This window comes from Epilithonimonas hungarica, from assembly GCF_900102265.1.
Lineage (GTDB): Bacteria > Bacteroidota > Bacteroidia > Flavobacteriales > Weeksellaceae > Epilithonimonas > Epilithonimonas hungarica.
This window is the reverse complement of sequence record NZ_FNBH01000001.1, coordinates 977,824-998,809: the sequence shown is the minus strand read 5'-3', so window position 1 is coordinate 998,809 and position 20,986 is coordinate 977,824. Positions and strand designations below refer to the sequence as shown.

The 20,986-nt window shown below is 35.3% G+C and carries 24 protein-coding genes; 11 read left to right on the top strand and 13 right to left on the bottom strand.

The genetic code is table 11. The annotated features are described in order from the left end of the window. Nucleotides 1-3 precede the first annotated feature (3 nt). From BLT30_RS04570 to BLT30_RS04560, 3 genes are read right to left on the bottom strand one after another with little or no spacing between them, the layout of a single operon-like run. On the bottom strand, nt 4-207 hold the full coding sequence (locus tag BLT30_RS04570) for a hypothetical protein (protein WP_089871818.1): 204 nt from the start codon (nt 205-207) through the stop codon (nt 4-6). Nucleotides 208-211: 4 nt separating this feature from the next. Next, nucleotides 212-835 (bottom strand): DUF3575 domain-containing protein, encoded by a 624-nt coding sequence (locus BLT30_RS04565; RefSeq protein ID WP_245707111.1) that lies wholly within the window; start codon nt 833-835, stop codon nt 212-214. Further along, entirely contained in the window at nt 835-2,004 is a 1,170-nt protein-coding gene (locus tag BLT30_RS04560) for a thioredoxin family protein (RefSeq protein WP_089871816.1), read from the bottom strand. Before BLT30_RS04560 ends, BLT30_RS04565 begins: the two co-directional genes overlap by 1 nt. Before the next feature lie 130 nt (nt 2,005-2,134). Here BLT30_RS04560 and BLT30_RS04555 point away from each other — a divergent pair, with 130 nt between their 5' ends. The 4 genes from BLT30_RS04555 (at nt 2,135) to abc-f (ending at nt 5,682) form a co-directional block, all read left to right on the top strand. Further along, nucleotides 2,135-2,866, top strand: a complete 732-nt coding sequence (locus BLT30_RS04555) for a DUF3822 family protein (RefSeq protein ID WP_262488083.1) — start codon at nt 2,135-2,137, stop codon at nt 2,864-2,866. 59 nt (nt 2,867-2,925) lie between these two features. Next, nucleotides 2,926-3,492 carry an RsmD family RNA methyltransferase gene (locus tag BLT30_RS04550; protein WP_089871812.1) on the top strand — a complete coding sequence of 189 codons (567 nt, stop codon included), beginning with the start codon at nt 2,926-2,928 and terminating at the stop codon, nt 3,490-3,492. A gap of 13 nt (nt 3,493-3,505) precedes the next feature. After that, entirely contained in the window at nt 3,506-3,952 is a 447-nt protein-coding gene (locus tag BLT30_RS04545) for a glucosaminidase domain-containing protein (protein WP_089871810.1), read from the top strand. Nucleotides 3,953-4,095: 143 nt separating this feature from the next. Further along, the gene (gene abc-f / locus BLT30_RS04540; protein WP_089871808.1) at nt 4,096-5,682 is read left to right on the top strand and encodes a ribosomal protection-like ABC-F family protein; all 1,587 of its coding nucleotides are present in this window, start codon (nt 4,096-4,098) and stop codon (nt 5,680-5,682) included. 33 nt (nt 5,683-5,715) lie between these two features. Here the strand turns inward: abc-f and BLT30_RS04535 are convergent, their stop codons facing one another. Continuing rightward, nucleotides 5,716-6,003 (bottom strand): putative quinol monooxygenase, encoded by a 288-nt coding sequence (locus BLT30_RS04535; RefSeq protein WP_089871806.1) that lies wholly within the window; start codon nt 6,001-6,003, stop codon nt 5,716-5,718. A 15-nt stretch (nt 6,004-6,018) separates the two neighbouring features. Next, nucleotides 6,019-6,639 carry an NAD(P)H-dependent oxidoreductase gene (locus tag BLT30_RS04530; RefSeq protein ID WP_089871804.1) on the bottom strand — a complete coding sequence of 207 codons (621 nt, stop codon included), beginning with the start codon at nt 6,637-6,639 and terminating at the stop codon, nt 6,019-6,021. A 101-nt stretch (nt 6,640-6,740) separates the two neighbouring features. Here BLT30_RS04530 and BLT30_RS04525 point away from each other — a divergent pair, with 101 nt between their 5' ends. Beyond that, on the top strand, nt 6,741-7,637 hold the full coding sequence (locus tag BLT30_RS04525; protein ID WP_089871802.1) for a LysR family transcriptional regulator: 897 nt from the start codon (nt 6,741-6,743) through the stop codon (nt 7,635-7,637). Between the two features lie 127 nt (nt 7,638-7,764). Here the strand turns inward: BLT30_RS04525 and murI are convergent, their stop codons facing one another. The 5 genes from murI to BLT30_RS04500 form a co-directional block, all read right to left on the bottom strand. Continuing rightward, nucleotides 7,765-8,595, bottom strand: coding sequence for a glutamate racemase (gene murI / locus BLT30_RS04520; RefSeq protein ID WP_089871800.1), 831 nt, complete (start codon nt 8,593-8,595; stop codon nt 7,765-7,767). A gap of 211 nt (nt 8,596-8,806) precedes the next feature. Then, a complete protein-coding gene (hemW, locus tag BLT30_RS04515; RefSeq protein ID WP_089871798.1) occupies nt 8,807-9,931 on the bottom strand; it encodes a radical SAM family heme chaperone HemW in 1,125 nt (374 codons plus the stop codon). Nucleotides 9,932-9,980: 49 nt separating this feature from the next. Further along, on the bottom strand, nt 9,981-10,949 hold the full coding sequence (locus tag BLT30_RS04510) for a PorP/SprF family type IX secretion system membrane protein (protein WP_317040511.1): 969 nt from the start codon (nt 10,947-10,949) through the stop codon (nt 9,981-9,983). 19 nt (nt 10,950-10,968) lie between these two features. After that, complete coding sequence (locus BLT30_RS04505) at nt 10,969-12,036, bottom strand: RluA family pseudouridine synthase (RefSeq protein ID WP_089871796.1); 1,068 nt, start codon at nt 12,034-12,036, stop codon at nt 10,969-10,971. A gap of 63 nt (nt 12,037-12,099) precedes the next feature. Continuing rightward, nucleotides 12,100-13,146 (bottom strand): PASTA domain-containing protein, encoded by a 1,047-nt coding sequence (locus BLT30_RS04500; protein ID WP_089871794.1) that lies wholly within the window; start codon nt 13,144-13,146, stop codon nt 12,100-12,102. 129 nt (nt 13,147-13,275) lie between these two features. Between BLT30_RS04500 and hpt the strand changes: the two genes are divergently transcribed. From hpt to BLT30_RS04470, 6 genes are all read left to right on the top strand, one after another. Continuing rightward, nucleotides 13,276-13,830, top strand: a complete 555-nt coding sequence (gene hpt / locus BLT30_RS04495) for a hypoxanthine phosphoribosyltransferase (RefSeq protein WP_089871793.1) — start codon at nt 13,276-13,278, stop codon at nt 13,828-13,830. A 47-nt stretch (nt 13,831-13,877) separates the two neighbouring features. Next, a complete protein-coding gene (locus tag BLT30_RS04490) occupies nt 13,878-14,456 on the top strand; it encodes an adenylate kinase (RefSeq protein WP_089871790.1) in 579 nt (192 codons plus the stop codon). An 88-nt stretch (nt 14,457-14,544) separates the two neighbouring features. Beyond that, nucleotides 14,545-15,528: a GTPase ObgE gene (gene obgE / locus BLT30_RS04485; RefSeq protein ID WP_089871788.1), complete on the top strand. Its 984-nt coding sequence runs from the start codon at nt 14,545-14,547 to the stop codon at nt 15,526-15,528. Nucleotides 15,529-15,546: 18 nt separating this feature from the next. After that, on the top strand, nt 15,547-16,158 hold the full coding sequence (locus BLT30_RS04480) for a porin family protein (protein WP_089871785.1): 612 nt from the start codon (nt 15,547-15,549) through the stop codon (nt 16,156-16,158). 42 nt (nt 16,159-16,200) lie between these two features. Further along, the gene (locus BLT30_RS04475; protein ID WP_089872898.1) at nt 16,201-16,683 is read left to right on the top strand and encodes a DUF6438 domain-containing protein; all 483 of its coding nucleotides are present in this window, start codon (nt 16,201-16,203) and stop codon (nt 16,681-16,683) included. Nucleotides 16,684-16,770: 87 nt separating this feature from the next. Next, nucleotides 16,771-18,021: a DEAD/DEAH box helicase gene (locus BLT30_RS04470; protein WP_089871783.1), complete on the top strand. Its 1,251-nt coding sequence runs from the start codon at nt 16,771-16,773 to the stop codon at nt 18,019-18,021. Between the two features lie 52 nt (nt 18,022-18,073). On the opposite strand, the gene BLT30_RS04465 is transcribed toward BLT30_RS04470, so the two are convergent. From BLT30_RS04465 to BLT30_RS04455, 3 genes are all read right to left on the bottom strand, one after another. Further along, nucleotides 18,074-18,844: a TatD family hydrolase gene (locus tag BLT30_RS04465; protein WP_089871781.1), complete on the bottom strand. Its 771-nt coding sequence runs from the start codon at nt 18,842-18,844 to the stop codon at nt 18,074-18,076. A 75-nt stretch (nt 18,845-18,919) separates the two neighbouring features. Beyond that, nucleotides 18,920-19,873 (bottom strand): GSCFA domain-containing protein, encoded by a 954-nt coding sequence (locus tag BLT30_RS04460; protein ID WP_089871779.1) that lies wholly within the window; start codon nt 19,871-19,873, stop codon nt 18,920-18,922. A 75-nt stretch (nt 19,874-19,948) separates the two neighbouring features. After that, nucleotides 19,949-20,920, bottom strand: coding sequence for a polyprenyl synthetase family protein (locus BLT30_RS04455; RefSeq protein ID WP_089871776.1), 972 nt, complete (start codon nt 20,918-20,920; stop codon nt 19,949-19,951). Nucleotides 20,921-20,986: the final 66 nt, after the last annotated feature.

Below are 20,986 nucleotides of genomic sequence, written 5' to 3'. Positions count from 1 at the left end.
TAGTTAATCAAAGTTGTTACGTTCGTCGTTTTGGTCTCTTTTGCTGTAGATCCACATTCCAATTCCCAGACCTATTACTGCTGCAAAAGCGGTCATCAAAGCTCTGGATAATTTATCTGGTGCATCATTTCCAATATAGTTCATTAGGAAAACGATCAAAAATGTGACGACAGCAATTAAAATATACTTTGGATTTTTCAAATTCATTGTTCTAAAGTTTATAAGAAATCATTAGCCCACCTTTATAAGGAAGCAACTCCCCACTCCTATTTGTCTCTCTACCCATAGAATCTCCTTCTGTATCATAGCGGTCGCCGCTCAACTTGTCATATCCTTTGTAAAAACTTTGCATCGTCCCAAGACCAAGATACAAGTCCAGATTCCAACGCTCGCCCAAAGTAAATTGGTAACCAGCTAATCCGCCTAACATAAATGAATATCCTCTTTGATATAAATTAGAATTAATATAAGGCGTCACCACTCCATTTTTATGAACATAAAAGTTATCATTCCAATATCCCCACTTTTGGATATTAAATCGTGCTAATGAAAAATCAACGCCAACATAGAATTTCTTAAAAGCCTCATTGAAATAATACCTTCCATTGAAACCCAAAATATAAACTTGTGCGTGTTTTCCTGCGAATGATTTCCATGGAGAAACAAATAAATCTGCCTGTCCTGTGATATGATCTGAGAAGCCGTGTTCTACGCCCACATTCAGCATTCCTACTGGAAGGAATAAAGCATTGGCTTTGATATAAGTTTCATTTTTTTGCGAAAAGCCGTAAGTGATAATGCCAATAAAACTCAGCAACAAAAGTTTTTTCATCATTATTTTTTGTTCAGTATTTCGTTCATTTTTGTGGCATCTCTGTTTTCTTCTTTTGCGAAATTGGCTGCCATTCCTGCAAACATTTTAGCTTCTTCTTTTTTTCCTAATTTCTCATATAATGTTGCCAAAATGCTTGTAGAATCAAAGTTTTCTGAAGACATTACCACTTTCTCTGTCCAACGCGCCGCGGCTTGAAGAGATTTGATATCTTTTGATTGTTCACTGATTGTACTTGCAGCTGCCAACAACTCATTATTATTGAACTCATCCGGATTCTTGTAATATTCTAAGGCTGTCTTTTCGTAAGCTGGAAAGTTATCGTGAGCAGAATAATAATTCAACTTGTAAAGATTCAAACTTTTTGTCAGTTCTTCTTTTGGGAACAAACCTTCTCCTTCTTTAAGGATCTTTGCATCATCGATTGTTTTTGTTTTTTCGTCTGTTGCTGATGTCACCAATTTCATCAATTTAAGATAATTGTCAAACTGCTTATAATTATTCTCTGGAAGAAGCTTTGTAATTTCTGTTTTATTCGCTATAAAAACTTTATAGTTCTTATCATCCACAGATTGAGTAAAATTCAGAAGTGCGTTGACTTCTTCGCCAGAAAACTCTTTGTCTTTTTTATTGACAAAATATTTTTCGGAGGCCTGCTTTGCTAAAACGGGGTCTTTGCTTGCGTAAAGATTAATAAAGTTCAATAAACCTGCTTGGTCTAATTTTCCTTTCAGAAATTCATCTTTTAGATTTGTATTGACCAGACTTGGATTGTTATTCTTTTTTCCTAATGCCAGGAATTCTTCTGTTTTGATATAACCCAATTCTTTGCCTACAATTTCGCCTTCTCCATTTAAAAATAACAAAGTTGGATAACTTCTGATTCCGTATTTTGAAGCCAGACTTGGACCTTCGCCTTTTTCCATGTCGAAATGGGCATTGATGAAGTTTTTGTTATAATAGTCTGCAACGTTCTTGTCTGTAAAAACGTTTTTCTCCATTAACTTACACGGTCCGCACCAAGCTGCATAAGCATCCAGAAAAACCAATTTCTTTTCAGCCTTAGCCTTAGCTAGAATAGTTGCAAAATCAGAATCTTCAAATTTGATGGTCTGTTGAGAAAAACTCAATTGAGAAACTAGTAATATTAAGAAAAATGATATCTTGTTCATCCTTAGAATAAATCGAATTAACTGCGAAGATAACCATAATATAAGAATTGACCGAGAGTGAAATAGTAAAGTTTTAATTTTTTAACTTTGCAAATCTCAGTTTTTCAGATTTTACTGAAAACTATTAAATATCAGAACAAGAAATATGAGGAAATTATCCTTGCTTTTTACGAAAGATGGTTTGCAGTGGCAGATTTCTAGATCCAAAAAGGTCTTGGAAGAAAAGATCTGGCTGAAAGATGAAGAAACGCCAAAAAATCTGGTGGAAGAGAAACTGGATGAGATCTTGGCTTCTGAGAAGTTTTCTGAAATCTCTGTGATTTCTTCAATCAATCATTTTTCGATTGTGAAAGAAGGTTTTGACCAGCACGATTTGGGCTATGATCTGATCTCCTACAACGCCGATGTCAGAAAAGATGCGGAAGAGCTGATGCTTTCTGTGAATAAGAAATTTGGGATTCAGTTTTATTATAGCTTTCCTAAAGAATTTTACACAAAAATAAAACAGTTGGAAGTTCCGGTTCATTTCAATTTTTCAGGTGAAAAGTTTCTGAATTCCCTGAATGTGAAAAACCGAAAAGAAATCCACGTGAACCTTTACCATCAGCAAGCAGAATTTTTCGCTATTGAAAACAAAAAAGTTATTCTTTACAATAACCTTGACGCAGCTTCGGAAGTGGATTTTCTATACTTCATAATGTTTACATTGAGTAAAATTGATTTCGGGATTTCTGAAACTTACTTTTATATTTATGGAGAAACAACTGAAAACGAAACCTTCATCTCGGAAATGCAGAAATTCGTCCCGAATCTGAAAATCGTTTTCGACAATTTGCATAAGAAGAATTTCGTTTTGAGTTAAGGCGAGAAAAAATTTAAACTCTAAGAAATTAGAGAATTATCATTTATCAACTATCAATTATGTACCGAATCATATCCGGAAAATGGAAAGCCAAGAAAATCGCGGCGCCAAAAAATTTCGATGTAAGACCAACAACTGACTTCGCAAAAGAAGCGCTTTTCAGTATGATTGAAAACCGATTTGATCTGGAATTTTGTTCCGTTTTGGATTTGTTTGCCGGAATTGGTTCCATTACTTTGGAATTTGCTTCACGCGATTGTCAGGACATCACATCGATCGAACTAAATCCAAAACACGCCGGATTCATCAATTCCACAGCCAATGATTTGGATATGGGATTACAGGTGAATGTTCAACGGGCAGATGTCTTCGATTGGCTAAAAAGGAAAAGAAATCACGAGAAAAAATATGATATTATTTTCGCAGATGCGCCTTTTGAAACAGACGAAAGTAAATATAAGGAACTGATTGATTTAGTTTTAAACAACGGATTACTGAAACCGAACGGCGTTTTCATTTTGGAACACCAGAGTAGACTAAAGTTTTCTCATCCGAACTTGAAAGACACCAGAAAATACGGAAACGTAAGTTTTTCTTTCTTCGAAGCTGAAGCTGTTTCTGAATAAAATCAATTGTAATATGAAGAATTTCAACATCAGATCATTAATGATTTTCATTCTGTTTTTCAGCTTGAAAATCTCTGCTCAGAATTCTTACATCAATCAATACAAAACAATTGCAACAGAACTTTCTCAGGAATTTGGGATTCCAACAGTTGTGATTCTCTCGATTGCTTATATGGAAACCGGCGGCGGGACAAGTTCGGCTTGCAAAGTCCTGAACAATCATTTTGGAATGACAGGAAGAAATAATGTCAATAGTTCCAGATTCAAAAATTTTACGGATTCCAAAGCTTCCTATCGCGCTTTTTGCGAATGGGTTTCGAAAAGAAAATTCTATGAAAAGCTAAAAGGTTCGCAAGACCATAACGATTGGTTTGTAGCCATCGCATCTTCCGGTTATTCCACAAAACCCGTAGAATGGAAGCAAAAGCTGAATCTTGTTATGAAGAAAATCGGATTATAAATTTGTAAATCTCTACTTCAAAAAATAATTTCTAACTTTGCAGGGATAAACTTCTAAAGATTATAATGTAAAATTCAATTTCTTTTCAGACAATCTTCTGTAGACAATCTCGTCTGCTATTGTTCCATCTTAAAAAAGAAATTATGTTAATTTTACAAGATATATCTTATCAACATCCCAATAAAGATGTTCTTTTTTCGGACATCAACTTTACATTTAATTCTCAGGAAAAAATAGCTTTAATCGGAAATAATGGTTCCGGAAAATCGACTTTGCTCAAAATAATCGCCGGCGAATTACAACCAAAATCAGGCACGATTAAATTTGATTCTAATATCTATTATATTCCACAGATTTTCGGTCAGTATAATCATTTGAGTATTGCTGAAGTTTTAAATATTGACAAAAAACTGAATGCTTTAAAGGAAATTCTAAACGGTTCTGTCACCGAAGATAATATGGAAATCTTAAACGACGATTGGACGATCGAAGACAGAATCAAAGAATCTTTCACATATTGGAATCTATCTGATTTTGATTCGAATCTGAAAATAGAAAATCTAAGTGGTGGACAAAAAACCAAAATATTTCTTGCTGGAATGATGATTCATCAGCCGGATTTCATTTTGATGGATGAACCTACGAATCATTTGGATTTAGCAAGTAGAAATTTGCTTTATGAGTTTATCAAATCAACTTCAAAAAGTCTTTTGATTGTGAGCCACGACAGAGTTTTGCTCAATCTTTTGGATAAAACTTGCGAACTCAATAAAAATGGAATTTCGGTTTATGGAGGAAATTATGATTTCTATTCTGAACAGAAAAAAATTGAGCAAAATTCACTTGAACAGAATATTCAAAACCGAGAAAAGGAACTAAAAAAAGCCAAAGAAAAAGAGCGCGAAACGATTGAAAGACAAAACAAACTAGATTCCCGAGGAAAAGGAAAGCAGGAAAAATCGGGTGTTTCCAGAATTATGATGAACACACTTCGCAACAAAGCGGAAAACAGCACCTCAAAACTGAAATCCGTTCATTCTGAAAAAATCGATAACATCAGAGAAAATCTTCACAACCTGAAAGACAATCTTTCCGGAATCGATAAAATGAAAATCAATTTTGATAATTCTCAGCTTCATAAAGGGAAAATCTTGGTCAAAGCCGAACAAATCAATTTCAGTTATTATCAAGGAAATCTTTGGAAAAACAATCTAGATTTTCAAATTGTGAGTGGAGAAAGAATTGTGATAAAAGGCGATAACGGTTCTGGGAAAACAACTTTGATTAAAATGATTTTAGGAGAATTTGAACCGACTTTTGGCGAAATCTATTTAGCGGAAAAGAAAACGATTTACATCGACCAAGAATATTCTTTGGTTGATAATAAACTTTCGGTTTATGAACAAACTCAGCAATTCAATTTAAAAAACCTTGAAGAACACGAGATTAAAACCATTTTAGCACGTTTTCTTTTCTGGAAAAATGATTGGGACAAAAAATGTGAATTCTTAAGCGGAGGCGAAAAACTAAAGCTTCTACTCTGCTGTCTTTCCATTCAGAATATTTCGCCTGATATGATAATTCTGGATGAGCCAACGAATAATCTCGATATCCAAAATATTGAGATTTTGACATCCGCAATCAACGATTACGAAGGAACTTTGATTGTGGTTTCTCACGATAATCGATTTTTAGAAGATATCAATATCAATAAAACTATTTTGTTATAAAAAAACGCCTCGATTAATCGGGGCGTTTTTATTTTAAACTAATTTCGCAAGATAAATCTCAGCTGGATTTTCTAATAAATCTGGCGCTTCTTCTACAAACTCTTTGATATAAGATTGCTGATTGTGAGCATCCAAACCATCTTTGCTTTTCCAGATCTCGTGAAATATGAAAACTGTTTCGTCATCCAGACTTTGTTGTAGTTCATACTTTTCGCAAGCCTCTTCCTTTCTTGTATTCAGGACCATATTATCAAGAATTGATTTCAAATCCTGAATTTTATCTTTTTTCGATTTCAAAATCGCTGTTAAATAGATTGACATTTTGATTTTATTTAATTAATTCAACACTTTCAATTCTTCAGTTTCCAAGGCATTTTTCAGATAATTTTTATACTCAATTTCATAATTATCAATTCTTTCTTTAGTAGCTGCCTTCTCCATATCGTGGAAATGGAAGCTTCCTAAAAGTGTCATTCCTGTGAAGGCGTTCATCCTGTGAAAACCGAACAAAACCCCTTCATCTACAGAATGCTGGTTGAAAAATTCACCTTCCAGAGTAAAAGCAGTTTCCGGCGCATTCCAACTTGTGGTTACAAAATATTTTTTACCGTGCATCAAACCGCCTGTTCCGTAATTAATCGCCGGATTCACTCGGGAACGTCCGTCACTTTTATAGATTCCATTATTGTGACCAGCCGTGAAAACTTCATCGATGTAAAATTTCAAACGATTCGGAACCTGAAACCACCAGACTGGAAAATGGTAAACCACAATATCTGCCCATTTGAAATTCTCGGCTTCCTGAACTGCATCAAATTCCTCATTCACATTACTTACTCTAATTTCGAAATTAATGCTTTCCAAAACATCTTTTGTCCAATTGGTAATCGTTTTGTTAAAAGCTCCACCGGAATGTGCGAACGTTTGTCCACCGTTGATTACAAATATTTTTTTCATTGAATTTTCTATTTAATAATTTAATGATGCAAAGTTCCGACAGAAAAATCAATTATAAAAATAATATAAATTATATATTTGCATCATAATTATAATACAAAATGATAAATCTGGAATGGCTGAGAACTTTTAAAAGCGTCTATGAAACTCAATCTTATACCAAGGCGGCGAAGGAATTGTATATTTCTCAGCCTGGCGTGAGCCTTCATATCGGCTCGTTGGAAGCCTATGTTGGTTATTCTTTGTTCGAAAGGATTTCTAAGAAATTAATTCCGACGGAAAAAGCAAAGATTCTTTACAATTTCACGCTGGAACCACTTTTAAAGCTAGAAACTGCCGAACAAACGTTTCATAAAACCACGAAAACCGAACGTGCAACTGTAAGTGTAGGGATGTGTTTTGAAACCTTTCAATTCACTTTGGAAAAGCATATTCCGACATTTGATTTCAATGTGATCATCCGTTTTGGAATGTATGAACAGATGTTTTCGGATTTGGATAGTGGTTTGTTAGATCTGATCATTACACCAAGAAAAACTAATCTCAAAAACCTGAGCTTTGAAGCTTTTTCCAAGGAAAAAATTGTTTTGATCAATGGAACGGGAACTGATACTTCGGAATTCAAAAAATTAATTAAAACCAATAAGATCGAAGAGGCCGAAAATTGGTTGAAACAGCAAATCTGGTACAGCACAGCAGCGGATATGGAACATCTGAATAACTTCTGGAAAGCCAATTTTAACCGACATCCGGACTTCAAACCGAATTATATCGTCCCGAATATTTGCTCGATCGTGCGTTGTTTAAGTGGAAATTCGGGATTCTCAATTGTTCCTGATTTTCTTTGTAAAAAAGAAATTGCAAATGGCGGAATCGAGATAACCTGGGAAGGCAACAACAAAATCGAAAATACGCTACATTTTGGTGAACGAACAAAAAATATGGTTCAAAATGAGATTGATGAAATTAAAAGTATTTTCAGAAATGAGAATTTCTAGTTGTTTAACCACATAGGCACATAGAAAATTAAGCTGAAAATTTAAATAATAAAGAGCAAATAGCAAATTACCATTTGTCCCTCAAAATTTTATTAAGTAAAAACTATTTGCCTATGTGGTTTAAATCTTAAAGAACTTTCAATTCCAGATCTATCGATTTTCCAAAGAATTTTTTTGATATTTTTTCGAAATTCTTAGTAATATCCGACAAGAAAAATTGATATGTGGATTGATGATTCTCTTCATTCAAAAGATGATGTTTGTCTAAAATCATTTTCAACTGATTAGCAACAATATTCGGAGAATCTATGACGCGGACACGGTTTCCATAATACTGCTTGATTTCGTCAATCAAAAGCGGATAATGTGTACAGCCAAGAATCAAAGTTTCGATATTTTTTAATTTACTATTACTCAAATAATTATAAATAATCGAATGGGTGATCGGATGATTTTTAAAACCTTCTTCGATTGCCGGGACCAAAAGCGGCGTTGCCAATTCGTCAACCTTGATGAACTTGTTATGTTTTCGGATTGATTTTTTATAAAGTCCGGAATTCACGGTTGCTTTAGTGGCAATTACACCAACGTTGTTATGAATTTCGTAAGATACTTTTTCAGCCACAGGATTGATCACATCAATCACTGGAACTCTGTCCGCAACTAATTCCTGAACTTCCTGCAAAGCATTGGCTGTAGCGGTATTACAAGCAATTACAATCGCTTTACAATTTTGCTCAATCAGAAAATTGGTAATTTTTGTTGAATAACCGACGATGGCCTCACGGGATTTTTCACCATAAGGAAGATGTTTTGTATCACCAAAATAAATCAAATCTTCGTTCGGCAACAATCTTTTGATTTCTTTCGCAACTGTTAATCCACCAACGCCGGAATCAAAAATCCCGATTGGTTGATTAGCTGATAGATGTGTGTAATCGGCTTTTTTCTTTTTCAAGAGATAATCTTTATCTGTTATTTTGACCGCAAAGTTCGCAAAGTTTTTTTGACAATTGCAATGTTTTTATGCTCGCAAAAGCGTAAAACTCAGCAAATATTTAGCTTTACAAAAGTAGTGAAATTTTTATTCCAAAAAACATTTCGACAGGCCCAATGTGACAACTCTAATACTAATTCTTAGTATTGTCAGCCTGAGTTTGTCGATGTGTTTAAATGATAAATAAATCACTCGCAATGCCGTCTGCTAAAAACCAATGTGTTTCAGGAATTTTGAGGTAATTATCTTCGATTATTAAAATTCCGGATTCCAATTTAGGTTTAATTTCTTTATTAAGATAATCGATTATTTCTGAAGAGAAGTTTTGATAGATTTTTCCCAGATCAACGCCCCAAATTGTCCTGAGTCCGATCATCATCATTTCGTTGAATCGGTCTTTTTCAGAGAGGATTTCGGTTTCCTTTGGAAGAAGATCCTGGTTGATATTTTTGATATAAAGCGAATTATTGGCAACATTCCAGCTTCTTTCGAGATTGCCATTGTAAGAATGCGCAGACGGGCCAATCCCCAGATAAGCCTCGGATTTCCAATAAGCAGAATTGTGTCTGGAATGAAATCCAGGCTTTCCAAAGTTTGAAATCTCATAATGGTCGAATCCATTATCTTTTAAGAAATCTTTCATATAATAGAATTCCTGATTCTGTTCTGCTTCTTCAGGAGAACTCACTTTCCCATTCTCAATCCATTTTTCCAAAGCAGTTTTTGGTTCAACCGTTAAAGCATAAGACGAAACGTGCGGAACTTGCAGTTCAATCGTTTTACTGAGATTTTCTTTCCATATCTCAAAGTTGGAAGTGGGCGAACCGTAAATCAAATCGATGCTGATATTTTCCAAACCGAAATCCTGAGCTCTTTTAATCGAACTTTCAGCTTCGGAAGCATTATGAGCACGATTCATGAATTTCAGATCTTGATCAAAAAAACTCTGCGTTCCAATGGACAATCGATTAATTTCTGTCTGAGATAATTCTTTGAGAAAGTTTTTATTAAGGTCGTCTGGGTTGGATTCTAAAGTAATTTCAATATTCTCATCAAAACTGAAATATTTTTGAATTTCATCAATTAAAGATTTGATTTCATCAACACTTAAAACAGAAGGCGTCCCTCCTCCAAAATAAAGGGATTTTAAGGATCTATTTTCAAGTTCGTTATGTCTTAGCCTGATTTCTTTTTTAATAGCTGACAACATCTCATCCTTCAAACTAAAAGAAGTTGAAAAATGAAAGTTACAATAGCTGCATTTTTGTTTGCAGAAAGGAATGTGAAGGTAAATCATTAAAAAAGCCCTGAAAAATCAGAGCTCAAATTTATTCAAATTATATTATTTATCTGTATCGGAAACCTCTTGCGTTGATAAAGTTTTCGATATTAAATCCAATGGATAGCATAAAACTATTCCCAAAATTCTCAGTCAGTTCCGAAACACCAAAATTATAAACACCACCAAATGTGAAATTACCTACTCGACCTTTGATGATAGGTGACATTCCTAAATTTTGGCTTCCAACAGCACTTTTTGCACTTCGGAAACTGATTCCGGCAGAGATATTATTTTTCTCACCGAAAGCTGTTGCCATCAAATTATAATCAAATATTCTTGCGGAATTGGTATTAAGGTTCATCATCAAAGAAGGTGTTAAAAATATACCATCTGTAAAATGCCAATCGTAACCTGCGTTAAGATAAAATTTGGTGGGCGAAGGTTCTATCCCATTCACAATAGGGATATCATTACTGATCGGAATATCAATAACCGAAACTCCTCCAAAAAAGCCTCTATATTTTACTGCTGCTCCTAGATTGGCGTAAGCAATAAAAATATCGTTTGTGTTCTCTCCCAAAACAGGATCGCCGGGTTGTTCGGGATTAAGTTGGGTATAATCGATATTCATATTATAAAGATTTGTACCTATACCAAACGAAAACTGGTCCTGGCGGTCTTCCTCATCTGAAATAGGAATAAAATATGAAGCACCCAACATCAAACCATTGGAAGATATCGGGCCATTCTGATCTCTGAAAAATGAGATACCTGCTCCTACCCTATCAAAAACGTTTGCATGCAAACCTATAGTTTGCACATTAGGAGATTCATCGAGTTGTGAAAATTGCTTCTGATAATTCAGATTCAGAACCACATCATCTGTTTTGCCCAATAAAGCCGGATTGAATAAGAAATCTCCGTCAACAAGATATTGCTGATAGAAAGGCAAAGTTTCCTGTGCTTTGGCATCTATAAAAAGACCCGTGGCAAGCAATAAAAATACTTTATAAAATATATAGTTCTTCTTCACATTACAAATATATAAAACTCTAATTATTATCTAAATATTTTCTCCAACGTTCTGCAGCATCCAGCATATCTTTCGGCATCGGGCTTTCAAAGTACATTTCCTTTTTTGTAGTAGGATGAATGAATCCCAGAGTATGCGCATGCAAGGCATGTCTTGGTAAAACCTCAAAAACATTCTGTACAAATTGTTTATACTTTGGAAGATTGACACCTCGCATTATGATGTTCCCTTCATACCTCTCATCATTAAACAAGGTATGGCCAATATGTTTCATATGGGCACGGATCTGATGCGTTCTCCCTGTTTCCAACTTACATTCTATCCAAGTCATATACCGAAATCGTTCCAAAACCTTGTAATGTGTCACAGCATGCTTACCATGGCTACCATCTTCATAAGTGTACATCTGCATCCTGTTTTTTGGATGTCTCCCAATGTGTCCAGTTATTGTTCCTTCATCATCTTGAACATTTCCCCAGACAAAAGCCCAATAAAGACGTCTGGTTTTTCTGTCAAAGAATTGTTTGGCCAAATAACTTAATGCATATTCAGTTTTCGCAATGACCAGTAATCCGGAAGTATCTTTATCAATTCTATGGACCAATCCTACTCTATCCAGATCGGAATTATAATTCGGGTCTTTAGCAAAATGAAATGCCAACGCATTGACCAATGTGCCATCCCAATTCCCAAACCCTGGATGAACTACCATTCCTGCATGTTTGTCTACAACGATCAAGTCCGCATCTTCATAAACAATATTGATGGGGATATCTTGTGGAATGATAACATTTTCCCTTGGTGGATGTGCTAGAAGAACGCTGATCTCGTCTCCAGGCTTTACCCTGTAATTTTGCTTTACAACAGTTCCGTTTACAACAACATTACCTGCCCTACAAGTTTGGGAGATCTTGTTTCGGGAAGAATTTTGGCGAAAAATAGATAAATATTTATCCACCCGAAGTGGTTCTTGGTTTTTATCTACTTTAATATTCACATGTTCATACAATCCACTGTTTTCATCTTCATTGGAATTATCATCATTTAATATTTCGTCTTCTAAGAAATCTTCGTTCTCGTCAAGCATACCCTTATTTTAAAAAGGCTTCAACTATTAGTCGAAGCCCTTTTTTATTTAAATTTTATTTCTTTACTCAATGACTACCTTTTTTGGCTTTGGTTTTTCTACAGGTTTTGTCGTTTGTGGAGATGTTCCATTCTGTTTTGGAACTGAACTGGGACTTGTCACTGGCTGTGTAGTTACCGTCTTTGGTTTCGTAACAGTCGTTGCAGCTCCTGATGCAGGTTGATCTGTAGTTGTAGCCGTCTTTTGAGCCTGAGGTTTTTGTTCAATTGGTGAAACCTCATTGTATTGTATTGGTGCTAATGTCGTATCTATTTTTGGACGATACATTTCATCCAGCTGCTTGATCTTGTTCTGCAACTCTGCTGGTGTCTTCTTACTTGCCCAAAGATCGATCTGCATACCCTGATCTCTTTGAGCCCCAAATTCCGGATCTTGGTAATAAACAATATCGGATTCATCTTTTCCGCCATCTTCATGTTCTACAATCCCAACTTCAAACAATGCTTGTGCGATAATCTTTTTGGCCTCCTGAACGGTTCTTCCCACAACATTCGGAATTGTAACATTCCTAAGTGGCCCCGATCCGATGACCAATCCAACTACGGAAAATTTGGGAAGTAAAGTTCCCGGCTTTATGCTAGTTCCATTGTACATAATTCTTAGCACAGCGTCTCTTTGGATACTTGGCTCATAAAGCGTGTCCCCGACTTTCAACCCAACAAGATTCAGCTGATTGAACGCCAAACCTTTATATCTATCAATAATATCAGGAACCGCTACTTTTGCCCAAGTCTTAGGATTAACCTTCAACACAATAGCTCTGCCGTTTTTTACATTAGAACCTGGCGAAGGGAAAACAGCTAAAACCTGAAGGGGGCGAAATTTCGGGTCATATTTGAAACTATCGACCTCATACTCCAGACCAGAATCATCTAATACTTTTATAGCATCATGAACGGTCATGTTCATCACATTAGGAACAGGGGCTTCTTCCCCATGATTGGTATGAAACTCCAGCCAACGGAACGTGAGCCAGACCAGACCGGCAAAAAATGCCATTGCCAAAACTATATTAAGTAATACTTTCCAATGGAAAAGCGATTTGAACATAATTATCCTTTTTCAGAAACGTAACGCAAATATAGATAATTAAATTGTATTAGTCCTCGATGAAAAAGCTTCAAAAAAGAAAATCGGTCATTTGGCATAAAAATCTTATTTTTGTGCTTTGAAATACATATGGAGTCTATACAAGTTCACGACAAAAGTTTCGTTCCCTACCTGAAACATGATGAAATTCAGGAAATTATAAAAACCCTAGCCGAAAGAGTTTACGAAGATTACAAGGATGAAACTCCGATTTTCATTGGAGTTCTGAATGGCGTGATCATGTTTTTCTCAGATTTTTTAAAATATTATCCCGGTAAATGTGAAATCGCATTTTTACAGGTAAGTTCTTACTCCGGAACTCAATCCACAGGTATTGTTTATAAAAAAATGGAACTTACAAAAGATGTTGTCGATCGTCACATCATCCTTATGGAGGACATCGTCGACACAGGAAATACTTTAGAAAACCTTTTTGAATATTTCAAGAACACCCAACGTCCAAAATCCCTAAAAGTAGCTACTTTACTTTTGAAACCTGATGTTTTCAAGAAAGATTTCAAAGTAGATTATGTCGCAAAAGAGATCCCAAACAAGTTTGTATTAGGATACGGATTGGACTATGATGAATTGGGAAGAAACTTGCCTGACCTATATCAATTGGAAGAAGGCAGGATCAATCATTAAACTTTCTGCTCAAGAAAAAAGAAATAAATCTATAAATTAAAGAAAATATGATCAATATTGTTCTCTTTGGCCCTCCGGGAAGTGGAAAAGGAACCCAAGCTCAGCATCTTATCGAGAAATTCAATTTGAAACAAATTTCTACGGGAGATCTTTTTCGTTACAATATGAAAAATGATACAGACCTTGGGAAATTAGCAAAATCTTACATCGACAAAGGAGAATTGGTTCCTGACCAGGTAACTATTGATATGTTGATCGATGAATTGAGAAAGCCAACAGAAACCAATGGATTCATTTTTGACGGATTTCCAAGAACCGCTACTCAAACAGAAGCTTTGGAGACTATTGTAAAAGAACAATTGGATTCTGAGATCAGTATTTGTCTTTCATTAATTGTTGATGATGAAGTTCTTGTGGAAAGACTTCTGAAAAGAGGAGAAACCAGTGGCAGAACTGATGATTCTAATGAAGATATCATCCGCAACAGGATCACAGAATATTATACAAAAACTGCAGAAGTTGCAGAATTATATAAAAAACAAGGCAAATATGTAGAGGTTAACGGAATCGGAGACATTTCCGAGATCTCTGAAAAACTATTTGCAGAAGTAGAAAAAATTAAATAAAAGAAACTTTCATTTTTAGAGAGTAGATCATAGACCATCTTGAAAAAGTCTATCATCTATTCTCTATTTGTCTATAATACCAAGTAATATGTCAAATTTCGTAGATTACGTCAAAATCCATTGCACAAGTGGTCACGGCGGTGCTGGATCAGCCCACCTTCGTAGAGAAAAATACATCCCGAAAGGAGGTCCGGATGGCGGTGATGGCGGACGCGGTGGTCACGTAATAATGAAAGGAAATGCACATGAATGGACTCTTTTGCCTTTAAGATACACCCGACATGTAAAAGCGGAACGTGGACAAAATGGTCAAAAAAATCAATTGACCGGTGCTTATGGCGCAGATGTTTACATCAATGTTCCTTTGGGCACCATTGCCAGAAATGAAGAAGGCGAGATCATAGCAGAGATCCTGGAAGATGGGCAAGAGATCATCTTGATGGAAGGTGGAAAAGGCGGAAAAGGAAATGAGCATTTCAAGTCCTCTACCAATCAAACACCCAGATATGCGCAGCCTGGAATGGAAGGACAGGAAGGCTATATTACCTTTGAACTAAAACTCCTTGCCGATGTTGGATTAGTAGGTTTTCCTAATGCTGGTAAATCAACTCTTCTCTCGTCTGTTTCTGCTGCGAGACCTAAAATTGCAGATTATGCCTTTACAACTTTGACACCCAATCTTGGAATCGTGGAATGGAGAAATTACAAATCTTTTGTAATGGCAGACATTCCTGGAATCATCGAAGGTGCTGCAGAAGGAAAAGGTCTTGGGCATAGATTCTTAAGACATATTGAGAGAAATTCAATTTTGCTATTTTTGATCCCTGCAGATTCTGAAGACCATTTCCATGAGTTCAAAATTTTGGAAAATGAGCTGAAAGAATATAATCCAGAACTAGTGGATAAAGATTTCATCCTGTCAGTTTCCAAAGCCGATCTTTTGGATGATGAACTGAAGAAGGAGATCTCTGCAGAATTTCCGGAAAACAGACAGCCTTTATTTTTTTCAGGCGTGACTGGCGAAGGCCTGCAGGAACTGAAAGACGCTATCTGGAAAAAATTGCACGGATAAAAATCAAAACTAATAACTATGAAAAAAATTCATTTGCTATTATTAATGGCTACATCGTCTTTTTTGTTTGCTCAAACACATTTTGGTGTAAAAGCTGGTTATAATTTATCTGGCTATAAGGCCGGGAACTACCAACTAGACAATAAATCTTTCTTTTATTTCGGAGGGGTTGCAGAACATCAATTGTCAGAAAAATTTTCTTTACAAATAGAATTATTATTCACAGAATTAGGAGGAGATGACACCCAAGACTTATATGATATAGTTGGAGGGCAAGTAGTATACTTAGGCACTCAAAAAGTCATACTGAAATTTCCTCAAATTCAGATTCCTGTATCTGCAAAATATTATATTTCAAAACCTTTTTCTTTATCAGCGGGGTTTAATTTTGGTATTAATATAGACCCGAATGTAGAGTATAATCCAGAAAATTTTTATAATAAATCAGGAAAGATCGGCAATATAAAAACTGTCAATATATTTCCTTTTGTGGGAACTGAATATAGACTTACAGAAAACATCTTTATTGATGCCCGATATCATTTTAATTTTATCAAAATTAACAAAGAAGGAAACATAGACAATAAGGTATCTATTTTCCAGATCGGATTAGGTTATCGATTCAAGTAATTTTCGGAACAATTATTGAAACAGATTGAACAAAAAATTACAATGAAATATATATTAAGTCTTTTAATTTTAATTGGATTAATTTCCTGTACTTCTCCCAAAGCTTCAAAATATTCTAAAATCGAATATGAAGTTGGCCCCTGCTTCGGATTTTGCCCTATTTATAAAATTATCATTAACCCAGATAGAACTGCAATTCTGGAAGCTGAACATTATAATTTTTCAGAAGGTGAGCGCGGGCAACTTGACACACCGAGAGAAGGAACTTTCAAATCGATAATCGGTAAAGAAGATTTTGAAAAATTGATTGCCTTGACAGATGCTGCCAATGTAAAAACCCTGAATGACAACTACGAAGACAAAAGGATAATGGATGCTTCAAAAAGCTATCTAAGAGTCTATTTTTCAGATGGAAGCAAAAAAGAGATCAAATTATCAGCTGGTGAAAAACCCGAAAAATTAACAGCTCTTTACAAATACATCTCTGAACTGAAGCAAAATCAAAAATGGGAAAAAGTTAACTAAAAACTTTATTTTAAATAAATTACCTTTGCAAAATACAAATTCCTTCTGAACGGAAGGGATTTTTTATTTACATTAAAAACATTTCATTTGAACTTCGAACAATTAGGTTTAATAAAACCAATACTAGACGCGCTAAAAGTACAAGGTTACGAACAACCTACACCAATACAGGAAAAAGCAATCCCATCCATTCTTCAGAAAAAAGACTTGTTGGGTAGCGCACAGACAGGAACGGGAAAAACGGCTGCTTTTGCCATTCCGATCCTACAAAATCTCTCTGAAAAAGAACAGCACAGGAATCAGATCAAAGCCTTGATCTTGACACCAACAAGAGAATTAGCAATCCAAATAGAAGAAAACTTCCAAGCTTACAGCAAAAATCTTAAACTAAGATCTCTGGTGATCTTCGGTGGTGTAAAACAACATCAGCAAGAACAACAAGTAAAAAAAGGAGTTGACATTCTGATTGCAACGCCGGGAAGATTATTGGATTTCATTTCACAAGGTATCATCAAACTTCATCATTTGGAGATCTTTGTTCTAGACGAGGCCGACCGAATGCTGGATATGGGATTTGTACATGACGTTAAAAGAATTCTAAAATTAATTCCCGCAAAAAGGCAAAATCTATTCTTCTCTGCAACAATGCCTAAAGAAATAGCAAATTTGGCTTCCGAGATCCTGGTGAATCCTGTGAAAGTAGAAGTTGCTCCGGTTTCTTCTACTGCAGATACAATTCAGCAAAGTATCTATTTTGTGGAAAAGGATAACAAACCAGATCTTTTGATCCATCTTTTGCAAGATCAGAAATTGGACCAGGTCTTGGTATTTTCAAGAACCAAACACGGCGCCGATAAAATAGCAAGAAAATTGCACCAATCCAAGATCTCCGCAGAAGCTATCCACGGAAACAAATCTCAGAATGCAAGACAAAATGCACTTAATAATTTCAAATCGAAAAAAACAAGAGTTCTGGTTGCTACAGATATCGCAGCAAGAGGGATTGATATTGATGAATTGAAATATGTTGTAAATTATGAACTGTCCGATGTTTCCGAAACTTATGTCCACAGAATTGGTAGAACCGGGAGAGCAGGCTCAGAAGGAACTTCTTTTTCGTTTGTTGATGGTTTGGATCTGGCAAATCTTAGAAATACGGAAAAACTGATAGGAAAGAAAATTCCTGTTATAAAGGATCATCCTTATCATACTGATGATTTGGTAGAACAAAAAAGGGACAGCAATAACAAACCTTTCGCTCCGAGGCCAAAACCACAACAAAAAGCAGACATTGGATTTAAAAAGCCTAAAAATAAAGGATTTTTTAGAAAAAAATAAAACAGAAACCGGAAGTTATTTCCGGTTTTTATATTTTGAAAGCTTAATTCAATTATTGTTTTAATCCAAATAATTCCAAAGCATTCTCCGTTGTGATTCTATCGATCTCAGCAAAATCAATTTTATAAATATCCACTAACTTTCCGGCAATCAATTCTACATAAGCACTTTCATTTCGTTTTCCTCGGAAAGGAACTGGCGCAAGATAAGGAGAATCTGTTTCCAAAACGATTTTACCTAAAGGTATATCATTCAGAAATTGGTCTATTTTCCCATTTTTGAAAGTCACTACTCCACCAATTCCCAAAACGAAATTAAGGTCAATAGCATGATTCGCTTGTTCTAGATTCCCCGAAAAACAATGAAAAATTCCACGAAGTTTTGGATGTTTTTTTCTTTCCAGAACCTCAAAGGTCTCTTCAAAGCTTTCTCTTGTATGGATCACAATCGGAAGGTCTTTTTCTATTGCCCAATCGATCTGCTGTTCAAAAGCTTTTACTTGAATGTCCAAAGTTGATTTGTCCCAATACAAGTCGATTCCGATTTCTCCAATCGCTACAAAATCTCTTTGATCAAGATAGTTTCTGACCAACTGCAATTCTTTTTCCCAAGATTCTGACTGAACAGAACAAGGATGTAACCCCATCATGGAGAATATTTTGTCGGGATATTCCGACTCCAAAAGAAGCATTTTCTCGTGTGTTTCAGAATCGATTGCCGGAAGAAAGAATTTTTCCACGCCTTTATCCAAAGCACGTTGGATCATTTCGTGACGATCTTCATCAAACTGGTCGGAATATAAGTGGGTATGGGTGTCTATCATATGAGTTGATAATTGATAATTGATAGTTGATAATTGATAGTTGATTTTATTCTATCAACCGACAACTAAAAACAATCAACCAAAAATTTTATGTTTAACTTTTTTTTGTTGTTCAATCATTTTCTGATTGATTTTATCCAAAAATTCTTGATATTTTGGATTTTTTTCATCATTGGTTTTATGATTCAAAGCCGTGATGATCTTATTATTTTCATTGATGAAAACTTTGGTCTCATCCGAAAAATAAGCGTTCCCAAATTTCTCCCAAATATATTGAACTGCCTGAGAATTGGGATGGATCATATCATCTTTGTAAAATCTGTAATCACGTAGGTCATCCATCATTATCTCATAAATCGGAAGATAATGGCAATTCTTTTTATCAGATATCGATTCGTGGATCGCATTGATCAACTTTGATTTGCTTAATTGATTTTCAATAATTCCGTCTTTTGTATGACGAACTGGTGAAACCGTGAACAGGATCTGAGTATCATTTTTACAGATATCTTTCAGAATCTCGATACTTTTATTGATCGAGTCCGTTAGTTCTTGATGCGATAAAAATCGTTTCTCAAAGAATTTTTGTGGAATCTTGTGACAATTGGCTACCAACTTATTTTTCGGGAGAAATTCATAAATATAAGATGTCCCAAATGTAATGATCACAAAACTAGTGTTCTGTAAAAACTGATTAGCTTCTTCGATATTTTTGTTGATCTTCTCTAATGATCTGTGAGAATATCTGGAATCAAAAGATGAATGATGATCCAGGCTGATATAATTCTCATTCGCCAAAATCAGATCACTTTCCTGATATTCTTTTGCATCATAGATCTGCTGAATAGCATTATGAATAGAATAGGGATTGAAAATTGTTCCAAACGGATTATTCAAAGATTGGATCTGGCCTTCGGAAAATTTCTCGTGCATTTCTGTCGCAAAACAAGAGCCGATCGAAAATATACAATCCTCGATCCCTATCTTCTTTTCACTTACATTGATGCCTACTTCTGTACGGAATTTCATTACTTATATACTGATTTGCTGATGTAAAAATGTGATAGATTAATTTTCAAATCATCATATTATCAAATTATCGTATTAACTCTCTCTCCTCAAAAGGTAATTTGCCAATTCTCGGAAAGGTAATTTACTTTCGTCCGGAAGATTGATCTTATCAAGATATGATTGCCCCATCTCATTATGTTTCTGGATAAGTCTTAAAACCTTGTCATCAACTTTTGTTCTCCTGAAGATCTTTTCCACGCTGTAAACTTTGTCTACATTATCTGTTTTCTTGGAATACCAATAATTCAGTTCTGATAATTCTTCAGGATTGGCATGTTCGAGAGCTAATAGATAAAGAATGGTTTTTTTATTTTCATAGATATCACCAGCATGTTTTTTTCCAAACTGTTCCTGATTTCCGAAAACATCAAGGTAATCATCCATGATCTGGAACGCAATTCCGATATGTTTCCCGAAGTTGTACATGGCTTCTGCATCTTCTTCTGACGCTCCTGCGATCAAAGCTCCGATCTGGAAGGAAGAGGCACTTAAAACACCTGTTTTGAAGGTGATCATTTGAATGTAATCATCATAAGTTACATTCGACATATTCTCGAAATTGATATCAAATTGTTGTCCTTCACAAAGAACCGCTCCGGTTTCGGAAAATATCTTGATACATTTTTTGAATAATTCAGGTTCCAGATCTTCAAAGAATTGATAGGCTTTAATCAATAAAGCATCTCCTGAAAGTATCCCAACATTGATCCCGTGAAGTGTATGGATCGTAGGTTTGTTTCTTCTCAAAGGAGCTTCATCCATAATATCATCGTGGATCAGGGTAAAATTATGGAAGAACTCTATCGCTAAAGAAGGTTTCAAAGCTTTATCCAGATCTCCCTTGAAAAGATCACAAGCCATAAGGACCATTATCGGGCGAAGCCTTTTCCCACCATGAGAAATGATGTAATTCATCGGGTGGTATAACTCATCTGGTTTATTGGTAAAAGTATATTTTTCGATAGCGTCTGCTACAATTTTCTGATACTGGTCTAAGAATTCCATTTAAAAACTTGTTTACGGCAAAAATACGATTTTTAAACACTTTTCAAATAAAATACCCCGACAAAC